The sequence below is a fragment of the Lysobacter soyae genome (genome assembly GCF_019551435.1).
GTDB lineage: Bacteria > Pseudomonadota > Gammaproteobacteria > Xanthomonadales > Xanthomonadaceae > Solilutibacter > Solilutibacter soyae.
Genome location: NZ_CP080544.1, coordinates 855,158 through 867,455, shown reverse-complemented (window position 1 = coordinate 867,455; position 12,298 = coordinate 855,158). Strand labels below are relative to the sequence as shown.

At 59.7% G+C, this 12,298-nt stretch carries 11 protein-coding genes; 4 read left to right on the top strand and 7 right to left on the bottom strand.

Going from position 1 to position 12,298, the window contains the following annotated elements; genetic code table 11:
* Positions 1-145 precede the first annotated feature (145 nt).
* Positions 146-1,825 carry a urocanate hydratase gene (gene hutU / locus H8L67_RS04130; RefSeq protein ID WP_220380491.1) on the bottom strand — a complete coding sequence of 560 codons (1,680 nt, stop codon included), beginning with the start codon at positions 1,823-1,825 and terminating at the stop codon, positions 146-148.
* 94 nt (positions 1,826-1,919) lie between these two features.
* Between hutU and H8L67_RS04125 the strand changes: the two genes are divergently transcribed.
* Genes H8L67_RS04125 through H8L67_RS04115 form a run of 3 tightly spaced genes read left to right on the top strand, consistent with a single transcriptional unit; the run spans position 1,920 to position 5,225 of the window.
* On the top strand, positions 1,920-3,155 hold the full coding sequence (locus H8L67_RS04125) for an alkaline phosphatase family protein (protein WP_220380490.1): 1,236 nt from the start codon (positions 1,920-1,922) through the stop codon (positions 3,153-3,155).
* Between the two features lie 49 nt (positions 3,156-3,204).
* The gene (locus H8L67_RS04120; RefSeq protein ID WP_255556035.1) at positions 3,205-4,719 is read left to right on the top strand and encodes an AlkA N-terminal domain-containing protein; all 1,515 of its coding nucleotides are present in this window, start codon (positions 3,205-3,207) and stop codon (positions 4,717-4,719) included.
* Positions 4,716-5,225 (top strand): methylated-DNA--[protein]-cysteine S-methyltransferase, encoded by a 510-nt coding sequence (locus tag H8L67_RS04115; RefSeq protein WP_220380489.1) that lies wholly within the window; start codon positions 4,716-4,718, stop codon positions 5,223-5,225. The genes H8L67_RS04120 and H8L67_RS04115 overlap by 4 nt, the downstream gene beginning before the upstream one ends.
* Here H8L67_RS04115 and argH read toward each other — a convergent pair.
* The 6 genes from argH to H8L67_RS04085 are packed head-to-tail and all read right to left on the bottom strand — an operon-like array spanning position 5,202 to position 12,103.
* Complete coding sequence (gene argH, locus H8L67_RS04110; protein WP_220380488.1) at positions 5,202-6,500, bottom strand: argininosuccinate lyase; 1,299 nt, start codon at positions 6,498-6,500, stop codon at positions 5,202-5,204. The two genes, H8L67_RS04115 and argH, sit on opposite strands and share 24 nt — an antisense overlap.
* Positions 6,497-7,450: an N-acetyl-gamma-glutamyl-phosphate reductase gene (gene argC / locus H8L67_RS04105; RefSeq protein WP_220380487.1), complete on the bottom strand. Its 954-nt coding sequence runs from the start codon at positions 7,448-7,450 to the stop codon at positions 6,497-6,499. The genes argH and argC overlap by 4 nt, the downstream gene beginning before the upstream one ends.
* Positions 7,447-8,793 (bottom strand): acetylglutamate kinase, encoded by a 1,347-nt coding sequence (locus tag H8L67_RS04100; protein ID WP_220380486.1) that lies wholly within the window; start codon positions 8,791-8,793, stop codon positions 7,447-7,449. Before H8L67_RS04100 ends, argC begins: the two co-directional genes overlap by 4 nt.
* Complete coding sequence (locus H8L67_RS04095; protein ID WP_220380485.1) at positions 8,790-9,881, bottom strand: acetylornithine deacetylase; 1,092 nt, start codon at positions 9,879-9,881, stop codon at positions 8,790-8,792. The genes H8L67_RS04100 and H8L67_RS04095 overlap by 4 nt, the downstream gene beginning before the upstream one ends.
* Complete coding sequence (locus H8L67_RS04090; protein WP_220380484.1) at positions 9,874-11,088, bottom strand: argininosuccinate synthase; 1,215 nt, start codon at positions 11,086-11,088, stop codon at positions 9,874-9,876. The genes H8L67_RS04095 and H8L67_RS04090 overlap by 8 nt, the downstream gene beginning before the upstream one ends.
* Positions 11,089-11,098: 10 nt before the next feature.
* Positions 11,099-12,103, bottom strand: coding sequence for an N-acetylornithine carbamoyltransferase (locus H8L67_RS04085; protein WP_220380483.1), 1,005 nt, complete (start codon positions 12,101-12,103; stop codon positions 11,099-11,101).
* Here H8L67_RS04085 and H8L67_RS04080 point away from each other — a divergent pair.
* Positions 12,102-12,293, top strand: coding sequence for a hypothetical protein (locus tag H8L67_RS04080; protein ID WP_220380482.1), 192 nt, complete (start codon positions 12,102-12,104; stop codon positions 12,291-12,293). The two genes, H8L67_RS04085 and H8L67_RS04080, sit on opposite strands and share 2 nt — an antisense overlap.
* Positions 12,294-12,298 lie beyond the last annotated feature (5 nt).

Genomic DNA, 12,298 nt, shown 5'->3' with positions numbered 1-12,298 from the left:
CTCTCCTCCACGATCCCCTCCCCCTCTCCATCTGCGATGGAGAGGGTGCCCCCGAAAGGGGGCGGGTGAGGCGGTTTTTTTGCAGCGGTTTAAGAGCGCCTCATCCGGCGCTTCGCGCCACCTTCTCCACTTTCTTGAAAAAGGGTTAGAGCATGGGGAGGTCTAGGCCTTGTTCTTTGGCGCAGGTCTTGGCGATGTCGTAGCCGGCGTCGGCGTGGCGCATGACGCCTGTGCCGGGGTCGTTCCAGAGTACGCGTTCGATGCGTTGGTCGGCGGCTTCGCTGCCGTCGCAGACGATCACCACACCGCTGTGCTGCGAGTAGCCCATGCCGACACCGCCACCGTGGTGCAGTGACACCCAGGTCGCGCCGCCGGCGACGTTGAGCATGGCGTTCAACAAAGGCCAATCGCTGACGGCGTCACTGCCATCGATCATCGATTCGGTTTCACGGTTCGGGCTTGCCACACTGCCCGAATCGAGATGGTCGCGACCGATGACAACCGGTGCTTTCAGTTCGCCATTGCGCACCATTTCATTGAAGGCGAGGCCCAACTTGTGGCGCAATCCCAGACCGACCCAACAGATGCGCGCGGGCAAACCTTGGAAGCTGATGCGTTCGCGCGCCATGTCCAACCAACGGTGCAGATGTGGATCGTCGGCGATGATCTCTTTGACTTTCGCGTCGGTTTTGTAAATGTCTTCCGGATCTCCGGACAGGGCAACCCAGCGGAACGGGCCGACACCGCGACAAAACAAAGGACGCACATACGCCGGTACGAAACCCGGGAAATCAAAGGCATTCTTGCAACCGACATCGAAGGCCATTTGCCGGATGTTGTTGCCGTAGTCGACTGTCGGGATGCCTTGCGCATGGAACGCCAGCATGGCTTCCACATGGACACGCATGGACTGTTTGGCTGCGTCACGGACAGCTTCCGGCTCAGAGGCTTGTTTCGCCTCCCACTCGGCCACCGTCCAGCCGATCGGCAAATAGCCATGGACCGGATCATGCGCTGACGTTTGATCGGTCACGCAATCCGGCCGCACGCCACGCTTCACCAATTCCGGCAAGATTTCCGCGGCATTGCCAAGCAGCGCAATGGACTTGGCTTCACCGGCGGCCGTGTATTTGGCGATACGCGCCAGTGCATCGTCGATATCGGTCGCCTGCTCATCGACATAGCGTGTCTTCAAACGGAAATCGATGCTCGATTGGCGACATTCGATGTTGAGCGAACAGGCACCCGCCAGTGATGCTGCCAAAGGTTGCGCGCCACCCATCCCGCCCAAACCGGCGGTGAGAATCCATTTGCCTTTGAGGCTGCCGCCGTAATGTTGACGCCCCATTTCGACGAAGGTTTCGTAGGTGCCTTGAACGATGCCTTGTGACCCGATGTAGATCCACGAGCCGGCGGTCATTTGACCGTACATCATCAAGCCGCCGCGATCGAGTTCGTTGAAGTGCTCCCACGTGGCCCAATGCGGCACTAGGTTTGAATTGGCAATCAACACGCGCGGTGCATCGGCGTGCGTCTTGAAGACACCGACCGGTTTGCCGGATTGCACCAACAGCGTTTCGGTATCTTCCAAACGCTGCAATACCTCAAGAATTTTGTCGTAGCTCGCCCAATCGCGCGCCGCCCGACCGATGCCGCCGTAGACCACCAAGTCTTCAGGACGCTCGGCAACCTCCGCATCGAGATTGTTTTGAAGCATGCGAAACGGTGCTTCCGTCAGCCAGCTTTTGCAGGAGAGCGTCGCACCGCGCGGCGCGCGAATGCTGCGCGAGGGATCGTGGCGTGAGGGGCGTACCGTGCCTTCCATGCAAACTCCGGGGTGAAAGAAGCCAATTATCGCATTTACGCCCATTTTTTCTGACGATGCTGCAAAGGTCATATTGGCGTGGCACTCTGGACGGATGCGTATTGTCGTTTCCCTATTTCTTGTGGCACTGCTGGCGGCCTGCGCCCACCTCCCGCCAACGCATCAGGCGGTTGCGCCGCTCATTCTTATTTCGGTGGATGGATTGCGTCCAGACGACGTCAACGCCGCGCAGATGCCGCGCTTGACGCGCTTCGGTCGTGAAGGGGTGCGCGCACGGATGCGACCCTCGTATCCGAGTCTGACATTCCCCAATCACTACACCTTGGTGACCGGCCTGAGGCCGGACGTCCACGGCATCGTGCACAACCAAATGCGTGACGCGGCCTTGGGCGAGTTTCAGGTGAAAGACGGCAATGCCGTCGGCAATCCTGCGTGGTGGGGTGGAGAGCCTTTGTGGGTCGGCGTGATCCGTGCTGGCGCACAAGCCGACACGTTGTTTTGGCCCGGCAGTGAAGCACCGATTCAAGGCGTGCGTCCGCGTCGCTGGCTGCGCTATGACGACACCCTCTCGCCGAGGGCGCAAGTCGAACGGTTGCTGTCATGGATACGCGACAAACACGCGCCGTTGGCAAGACTGTCGACCATGTACTTCAGCCAAGTCGACAAAGCCTCTCATGACCATGGCCCCGACTCGCCCGAGGCGCGCGCGGCGCGAGGCGAAGTGGATGCCGCGATCGGGACACTCATGGATGCGTTGGCCGCCGATGGACTGGCGGTGAATCTGGTCGTCGTTTCCGACCATGGCTTTGAGACCGTGCCAATCGGCCAGCAAATTTCCACCAGCGATCTGCTTCCAACGACGTTGGCGACACCGATCAGCGAAGGACAAGTCATCGGCTTCGTTCCGCGGCAAGGGCAATCCGATCAAGTGCGGAAGGCCATCAGCAATCCGTTGCCGCATGCGACGTGTTTTACGAAGGACTCGCTTCCCGAACGTTGGCACTCCGGTCGCAACCCGCGCATTCCGCCCATCGTCTGTCAAATGAAACCGGGCTGGGATGCCCTTTATCCTGCTTCACTGGCGAAAGCACGGACGCATCCCGCATCGACTCGCGGATCGCATGGTTACGATCCGGATTTGCCGGCGATGCGCGCGCTGTTTATCGCCCGCGGCCCCGCATTTCCCGCCGGGATCACCCTGGCCGATTTCGACAACGTCGACGTCTATGGCCTTCTGCGCCGACTGGTCGCCTTGCCGCCGGCGCGAAGCGACGGCAACCCGCATCGTTTCGACGACTTATTGGACGCCGGCCGACACGCCCGACATTGATGTCCGAAAATGGCGAGAATGATCGCAAGGCTCGCCTGATACTGACCCCATGCCTTCGCTTTCCGCCCATCGCAAACCTGACGATGTCGTCGCGCCGCATATGCCGAGCCGTGACGCCTGTGATGCCGCGCGGCAATCGAAAGACGCACGCTTTGACGGGCTTTTTTTCACGGCAGTCAAGACCACGGGTATTTATTGCCGGCCGGTCTGTCCGGCGCCAACGCCCAAGGCCGGCAATGTTGATTACTACCCCAGCGCGGCCAGCGCCGAGGCAGCGGGCTTCCGGCCGTGTTTGCGCTGCCGTCCGGAGCTGTCTCCCGCAGACGGCGGATGGCGGCGCGGCGACGACGTCGTCGCGCGCGCTGTCCGTCTGGTCGAGGCGGGCATGTTGGACACGGCCTCTCTCGCGCAATTGGCCGACCGCATGCATGTCGGTGAACGCCATTTGCGTCGATTGTTCGTCTCGCGCCTGGGCACGTCGCCCAAACAAGTCCAAGCCACAAAGCGCCTGCTTTTCGCCAAACAATTGCTGACCGAGACCGCACTGCCCGTCACTGAAATTGCATTGGCCTCCGGTTTTCAAAGCCTTCGTCGTTTCAATGACGCGTTCTTGAGTGCCTACGGACTCGCGCCGAGCAGACTGCGCAAAACCACCGGGCACACCGCCGATGGTTCGGCGCTCAATTTGCGTTTGGTCTATCGCCCGCCGTTTGAGTTCGGCACCACCCTCGCCTTCTTGTCGACGCGTGCACTCGCAGGTTTGGAGCACGTGGATGTTGAAGCAAGAACGTATCGACGATTGATCGATGATCGCGGCGCTTGGTTATCTGTGTCGGAATGGGGACGCAATGAATCGGCTTTGCGCCTCACATTGCATGGTGTACGGGCGCACGCGATTCCGGAGTTGGTGCAGCGGGTGCGGAGAATGTTCGACTTGGATGCCGATATGCGCGCCGTACATGACGTGCTGAGGAACGATCCACGCCTTGCCACCACGGTTACCCGCCACCCCGGCTTGAGGCTGGCAGGCGGCTGGGACGGCTTGGAAATGGCTACCCGCGCCATCGTCGGCCAGCAAGTCAGTGTGGCCGCCGCACGTACCTTGGCGACGCGACTCTTGCAGCGAACGGGCACGCGTTTGACCGACAGTCCGGTCGAAGGCCTTGAATGGATCTTCCCGACCGCCGAGACACTCGCAGCGGCAAATTTGGACGGCATGGGTCTGACCGGACGCCGTGTCGCAACACTCCAAACCATGGCTTCCGCAGTGGCACGCGGAGACGCGACGTTCGACGCGCACCTGCCCTTGAACGATTTCATCGAACGCTGGTGTGCGTTGCCGGGTATTGGCGAGTGGACGGCCCACTATTTGGCCTTGCGCGCTTTGGGTCATCCGGACGCGTTTCCTGCAGGTGACTTGGTGCTGCGACAACAGCTTCAACCTGGGACTCTCGTGTCCGAAGCGACACTTCGACAGCGGTCGAAAGACTGGCAACCTTGGCGCGCCTATGCCGCCCTTCATTTATGGCGCGCTGCGCTACCCGAAACAGGCACAAGCCCATGACCCCATTGTTCGTCAATACGTTTGAAAGTCCCGTGGGCACGCTCACGCTCGTCGCGGGCGATGAGGGCTTGCACACCATCGAATTTCCCGAGAACCGCCATCAGGTCAAGGGTCGTGAGGAATGGCAATCCGGTTCGCACCGCGTGTTGGATGCCACCATGCAACAACTCTCGGACTACTTCGACGGCAAACGACGCGCGTTCGACTTGCCTTTGGCGCCGCGCGGCACGGCTTTCCAACTTCACGTATGGAACGCTTTGCGCGACATCCCCTATGGGGCAACCTGCAGTTATCTCGACATCGCGCGCAGCATTGGCAAGTCTTCAGCGACACGGGCCGTCGGTGCCGCAAACGGTCGAAATCCACTCCCGATTGTGGTGCCTTGCCATCGGGTGATCGGTGCCAATGGCGCACTCACCGGATTCGGCGGCGGATTGCCGACCAAAGTGTTTTTGCTGAATCTCGAATCGTCCGACCACAGTTCAGACGCCTTCCGCTTGGAGTGAGGTCAAACGCGCACGCAACGCTTCAAGTGAAAGTGCACCATGCCCCCCGGGTGACACGCGCGCTGACAAACTGACCTCGGGATCGCCCGCTTCCCAGCGTTGCGGATTCGCGACTTCAACATAGGCATCCCGGAAAGGCATGCCCTTTGCCGCCAGTTCAATGGCAAGGTCGGTGGCATACATCGACGGCTCCAACGCCGCGCGCATGGCCTCGGGCTTCCATTCAAGCGCGCGGAGCAACGCCGGCAAGAGATTGAGCGCTGCCAAGCCACGACCGAATCCATGGAAAATCGCCCCTTTGCTCGACTGCAGATCGCGGTGGTAGCCCGTCGGCAGAGATAACAGCTGCTCGATTTCGGTCCGTGCGGCAGCGACGCTGGCGTGGCTGGCACGCATCAGCTCGACCACATCCGGATTGCGCTTGTTCGGCATCAAGGAACTGCCTGTGGTGTATTGCGCGGGTAAGCCGACAAAGCCGAACTCGGCGCTGGTGAAGAGACTCAAATCCCAGGCCAAACGGCGCAAGTCCAGCGTCGCGCTGCCCAAAGCTTCGAGCGCCGCAAGCTCATATTTACCGCGTGACAATTGCGTTGCGATCGGCGAGATCTGCATGCGTGCAAAGCCCAAGACCTCCGTCACGTGCGCACGATCCAAGGGCAAATTCACCCCGTAGCCGGCGGCCGTGCCCAGCGGATTCGCATCGATCAAGGCACGCGTATCCCCCGCACGTTGCGCCGAATCGAGGAAGGACTCCGCCCACGCGCTCCACCACATCGCCGTAGAAGACACCATGGCGCGCTGCATGTGTGTGTATCCGGGCAGGGGCCATTGTTCGGATTCGGCGCGCGAAAGTGCCACGTCGGCGACCTCGACGCAGAGGCGCTGCAATGTCGTCAGTCGCGCCTTCAACCACAATCGCGTCGCGACCAACACTTGATCATTGCGGCTGCGCCCGGTGTGGATTTTTTTGCCGGTCTCACCCAATTGCTCGATCAGGCGTGCCTCAATCGCAGAATGCATGTCTTCATAGCGCGCATCGAGGACAAACCGGCCTTCGACGATATCGGCGTCCAGCGCCAACAAGGCTTGGCGAATGGCCAGAGATTCGTTTTCCGTCAGCACACCAATGCGTTGAAGACCGCTCGCGTGCGCGAGACTTGCTTCGATGTCGAAGCGGATGAACTCGCGATCCAACAGTACGTCGTCACCGGCCAAGAAGTTCTGGATCGACTCATCAATGACAACACCCGATTTTTGCCATAACAAATCGCTCATGCTGTCTTCTCCAGTTCCAAGCCCGTGAATTCATCGATCCCCAAGGCAATGTTGATGTTTTGCATGGCTTGGGTCGCCGCGCCTTTGAGCAAGTTGTCGAGCACCGATACGACGACCAGTCGCCTGCCGGATGCGTCCAACGTAAAGCCGCCGATGCGGACGCCATGCTTGCCGGCGATGTCACTGACCCATGGCGGATCGGACTGCAGGTGAATCAAAGGCTCGTTCGCATACGCCGATTCAAATCTCTCGCGAACTTCCGAGGCCTCGAATCCCCGCGACAGATGCAAATTGCATGTCATGGTGATGCCGCGGAAATGCGGCGCGACATGCGGTATGAATTCAACCGGCGCGCAATGCCTGGCCACCTCACGCTCGTGAATGTGATTGACCAACGCATAGGGCATTAGATTGTCAGCCAATTTGCGGAGGTCATTCTTATCGCTTGGCGTCGTGCCGGCGCCGGAGTAGCCGGACACGCCGAAACACTGCACGGCACCGTCCAACGCGTCGCGCATGGGGTGGATGGCCAACTGCATCGCGCTCGCATAGCAGCCCGGGTTGCTGATCCGACGCGCACCCGCCGCGTGCGTGCGCGTCAGTTCGGGCAAGCCGTAATACCACGCCGAATCAAACCGGTAATCGGCCGACAGGTCTACCACCAGCGCGTCAGGGTGAAAGCGTTCTATGGAAGACACGCAGTCCGCGGCCATGCCATTGGGTAGCGCAAGCACGAACACATCAACGGGCTGTCGACCCACCTCGTCAAAGGCGACTTGGCTATAAACCAGATCCTGCTTCAAGCCGGGAAAAAAATCCGACAATGGCTTGCCGACCCGCTCTCTTGACGAAACGAATCCCAAGGAGAGATCCGGATGCGCGTCGATGATGCGGATCAGCGCTTCGCCGACATGCCCGCGCGCGCCCACTAAGCCGATTTTCAGCGTCATACCGCCTCCAAGGTGGCCGGCCTCGACAACGCATCGCGAACCAAACGCTCGATTTTGTCGAACGCTTCGACGCCAAACCAAAATGCCGTCCATGGATCGCGTTTGTAGCTTCCGTCCGCTTCCGCGTCGTAGAACACATTCACCGGATTCGCTCGCCGCGAACGCCAGTACAAGCTTGGCGTCTCGCCACGCATGACGTGCCAAACCGCACGCCCCAACCCTTCTCCCTGGGCGTCGTCCAAGACAGCAAATTTATCCAGATAAGGAACGCCCTCGGCGCCTTGCGTCAAAATCAGTGCCGCCCGGTAGTTTTCACTGACGTAGGCCTTGAGCAACCGCGCCTCGTCAAAATAGTCGGCGGTCAATTTTCGACCGAAGGCGGACTCAATCAACTCGCGCAGCCGCGGGATGTCAAACGCGTCCCATCGCGATGCGACAAGCACGCGCTCACCGCGACGCACCAAGGTGCCCGACCCGCGATGGGTGAACAATTCCTTGGCAAGTTCAGCCGGCTTGGTGATCGACACGGAGGAAGACAGGGGCACGCTATCCAACAGCGCTTTGATTTGCTGGATTTTCACCCGCATGCCGCCATTGATCCAATCGGCCGCCATCAATTCTTCGTACTCCGAGGAGAGATTGATCGAATCAATGATCTCGCCTTCGGCATTCAACAGGCCGCCGGTTTCGGTGAGGAAAACGATTTTGTCCGGCTGGAGTTTGGCCACCAACGCATTGGCGGCGAAATCCGCGTTGATATTGACGATCTGACCGCTCGCCGTTTCACCAAGGCATGCGAGCACGGGAATGGATCCGGCCTTCAAACTTGCGCGAATCGGGCCCAGCTCGACATCCGATACCTCGCCTACCAAACCGTATTCGTCGGCATCCAGCAGCTGCGCTTCGAACACGCCGGAAACAATGGATGTTGCCCGCGCATCGCGCGCTTGCAAGTCTTCCACCAAGGCCAAATTTTGCGCATGAAGCACCTTGCGTACGACCGCCAAAACCTCAGGCGTGGTCACACGCAGGCCGTTCTTGATCTGCTTCTCAATGCCAAGATCTGCCAAGGCCGCATCGAGCTGGGGTCCGGCGCCGTGAATCACGATGGGTGTAAGTCCCACATCCTGCAAAAACGCCAAGGCGCTGGACAGCGCTTCCAAATCGTCACGCAACACTGCGCCGCCAACTTTCACCACGGCAAAGCGCGCGGCTTCAAGCTGCGAATAGCGCTTGAGATACTGAGTGATCTCTTTGGCGCTGCCCATGCTGGACAGCAGCCGCACAATCGTCTGGCGTGTTTGCGGATCGTGGACGGCGGCTTGTTGATTCAACGGCGTCATGCCTGCTGTGCTCCGATGATACGTACGACGTGTTGCGAATACCGCGCAAGATCGGACAGCGCGACCCATTCGTCGGCGCTGTGTGCTTGTGCAATGTCCCCCGGACCGAACACCAAGGTGTCGTAGCCCGCCTGCGAAAACAGGGAAGCCTCGGTCCAGAAGTCCACGGGGGCCCGAACCGGAATCCCGAATCGCTTTGCTACCGCTTCGGCGCGTTCACGCCGGACGTCGCTGTCAGGCCCGACCGGCAAAGAAGGGCCGCGAAACAATTCCTCGTATGATGCGCCCTCGCCGGCTGCGGCACGGAACTGCGCGTGCAAGGCATCCATGTCTTGTGAGGGCAGCGGACGGAAGCCGAAGCGGCACTCCGCCGAAGGGGCGATCACATTGCCTTTGATGCCGCCTTGCACTTTGCCGATATTGAAGCGCGTACCGCGCAAACCCGCGAACTCCTCTTCGGCCTTGGCTTCAATCAAGTCAAGACAGGCAGCGCCCCAACGAATCGCTTTGTGGACCGCACTTGGATTGTGTGCGTTTGAAGCGTGGCCGGCTTCGCCATGGAATTCGACACGCACCGACGAAATCCCGCGGTGTACCGCAACGGCCTCGCAACCGGTCGGCTCGGCGACGAGCACAGCCTCGAACGATTCATTGCGTTGCAGGAAATCTGCGATGCAGCGTGCGTCGTTCGCCTCTTCATCACTGCTGAAAAGGAAAGCGACGTCGCCCTTCACCGCCCGCGACGCCGCAATCAACGCCGCGGCCGCACCTTTGATATCACAAGCGCCGAGCCCCACCGCGCGGTCTTCACCCACAGTCAGCACGAATGGATCTTGTGACCACGCAGGGGAATCGGGGACGGTGTCCAAATGCACGTTGAACAGAACAGCAGGCGCTCCGCGCTTCGCGTACAAATACACAGCACCGGCACCCAAGTCGCGCACTTCGATGTCGAAATCCGGCAATTGCGCACGGACATACGCAAAAATGCCGGCCTCATCGAACAAACGCGGCGGATTGCGCGTATCGAACGACACCAGTGCCCGCAAATGAGCAACCACGTCAGGCATGAGATCGATATCAGCCATTGGCGTCGGCATTTACTTCGGCCCACAAAGTGCTGCTCATGCCGAACAGCTTGATGAATCCCTCGGCTTCTTCCACGCCCCAGTCAGCACTCTGTGCATAAGTGGCGCCCTTCGACTGCAGCAAATGCGGCGAAGTCACGGCAACCGCGTCCACATGCGCGCCACTGGTCTGGAGCACGACGTCACCGTTCACCATCCGCTGGCTGGATTTCAGGAAGCTTTCGATATCGGTCTTCAGCGGATCGTGGAAGAATCCTTCGTAGACCAATTCGACCCACTTGCGGGCGAGCTCCGGCTTGAATCGATTCTGTTGTTTGCTGAGGACGGCTTCTTCCAACGCGCGATGGGCGACCAGCAGCGCGGTCAGACCCGGCGCTTCATACACAATCCGCCCTTTCAACCCGATGGTGGTGTCACCCGTGTACATGCCGCGGCCGACGCCGTATTCGGCGAACATGGCGTTCAATTGTTGCAGGAGCTTGTCTCCGGCCAGCGACGCACCATTGATGGCGACCGCTTCACCCTGGACGAAGGTCAAACGCACCTCCAAAGATTCGGCAGGCCACTCCCCCCGCGGCTTGCACCAACCGCGCGCGTTCTCACCCGGGGCTTTCCACTCGTCGATTTCCGCGCCAGACAGGGTGACGCCCAGAACGTTTTCGTTGATGGTGTACTGCTGTTGCTTGCTCCTGACGCCGAAGCCGCGTGCATCCAAGAAAGCTTGCTCGTAAGCGCGGGTCTGCGTGTGTTCTTTCTGAATTTCGCGAATCGGTGCAACGATGCGATAGTCGCCACTGGCTTTGACGGCCAAATCAAAACGCACTTGATCGTTACCCATGCCGGTACATCCGTGGGCAATCGCATTGGTACCCAAAGCCTGCGCGCGTGCCAACGCAGCGTCCACAATCAAATAGCGATCTGAGACGAGCAGCGGATACTGCGCTTGATAGCCTTCGCCCGCCCAGACGAAGGGCTTGACGAACCCTTCCCAAATGGCCGGACCGCCGTCCACGGTGACGTGACTGGCCACGCCCAACTCCGCCGCGCGCTGCTCGATATAGGCGCGTTCGTCGGCATCGACGCCGCCGGTATCCGCAAAAACGGTGTGGACATTCCAGCCGCGCTCTTTCAAATATGGCACACAGAAACTGGTATCCAGCCCGCCGGAAAACGCGAGCACGATGTCTTTGGAATCATTGACTGACATTGGCAAATCCTTATTGCGCGATGAGTGCGGCCATGATGGCCTTTTGAACGTGCAGCCGGTTCTCGGCTTCTTCGATGGCGATGCACGCGGGCGAATCCATGACGGCATCGGTGGCTTTGACATTCCGGCGCAGCGGCAAGCAATGCGAAAACGCCGCTTCACGTGTCAATGCCATCTTTGCTTCGTCGACGATGAAATGTTTGTACTGATCCCGAATCGGTTTTTCATCTTGCCAACGACCGAAATAAGGCAGCGCACCCCAGCTCTTCGCATACACCACGTCTGCGTCGGTGTAAGCGCTTTCGATATCGTGACTGACCGTCAGTGAGCCGCCGTTCTCCGACACGTTTTGCGCTGCCCATCCCATGTAACGCTCATCGAGGACGTAGTCAGGTGTCGGACACAGCAAGGTCACGTCCATGCCCATGCGCGTGGCAATCGTCAACGCGGAGTTAGCGACGGCAGTGTTCAGCGCCTTCGGGTGGTAAGTCCAGGTGAGCACATACTTCTTGCCGCGCAAGTCCTCTGTCCCGAAACGCTCTTGCAGGGCCAGCACGTGTGCCAATTCCTGACAGGGATGGGTGATGGTTTCCATGTTGATGACCGGTACGCCTGCATATTTGGCGAATCCCTTCAACACGCGATCTTCGCGGTCTTGTGCCCAATCAACGAATTTCGGGAATGCGCGCACGCCGATCAAATCGGCATAGCGGCCCAACACGCGCGCCACTTCCGCAATGTGCTCTTCGGCTTCACCGTCCATCACCGTGCCGAAATCGAACTCGATCGGCCATGCATCCTTGCCCGGCGACAACACAACGGCATGCCCGCCCAACTGAAAGGTGCCGAGCTCGAAACTCGTGCGTGTTCGCAATGACGGATTGAAGAAAACCAATGCGACACTTCGGCCCTTCAACGCGTCACCGAGCTTGTGGCGCTTGAAGTTTGCCGCGTCGCGCAACAGGGCATCAATGTCCGGACGGGACCAGTCTTGGGTATTGAGAAAATGCTTCATGAAAGTATTCAAGCGGATGAAAGTGACGGAAATAAAAAAGCCCGGCATGGCAGCCGGGCTTTTTCGCGAACAGCAGAATGCGAGCCGGCTTCAGTCGGGCAAGCAGGTACGGGCGCGCGAGGTCATGCCGCTGGCCATGGCAGCGGAACAAGCAAAGGAATGGAAACTCACGGTACGCATGCGCACATGATACTG

Coding starts and splice junctions, on each gene's coding strand:
- hutU (WP_220380491.1), bottom strand. CDS start 1,825: ATGGAAGGCACGGTACGCCCCTCACGCCACGATCCCTCGCGCAGCATT.
- H8L67_RS04125 (WP_220380490.1), top strand. CDS start 1,920: ATGCGTATTGTCGTTTCCCTATTTCTTGTGGCACTGCTGGCGGCCTGC.
- H8L67_RS04120 (WP_255556035.1), top strand. CDS start 3,205: ATGCCTTCGCTTTCCGCCCATCGCAAACCTGACGATGTCGTCGCGCCG.
- H8L67_RS04115 (WP_220380489.1), top strand. CDS start 4,716: ATGACCCCATTGTTCGTCAATACGTTTGAAAGTCCCGTGGGCACGCTC.
- argH (WP_220380488.1), bottom strand. CDS start 6,500: ATGAGCGATTTGTTATGGCAAAAATCGGGTGTTGTCATTGATGAGTCG.
- argC (WP_220380487.1), bottom strand. CDS start 7,450: ATGACGCTGAAAATCGGCTTAGTGGGCGCGCGCGGGCATGTCGGCGAA.
- H8L67_RS04100 (WP_220380486.1), bottom strand. CDS start 8,793: ATGACGCCGTTGAATCAACAAGCCGCCGTCCACGATCCGCAAACACGC.
- H8L67_RS04095 (WP_220380485.1), bottom strand. CDS start 9,881: ATGGCTGATATCGATCTCATGCCTGACGTGGTTGCTCATTTGCGGGCA.
- H8L67_RS04090 (WP_220380484.1), bottom strand. CDS start 11,088: ATGTCAGTCAATGATTCCAAAGACATCGTGCTCGCGTTTTCCGGCGGG.
- H8L67_RS04080 (WP_220380482.1), top strand. CDS start 12,102: ATGAAAGTATTCAAGCGGATGAAAGTGACGGAAATAAAAAAGCCCGGC.
- H8L67_RS04085 (WP_220380483.1), bottom strand. CDS start 12,103: ATGAAGCATTTTCTCAATACCCAAGACTGGTCCCGTCCGGACATTGAT.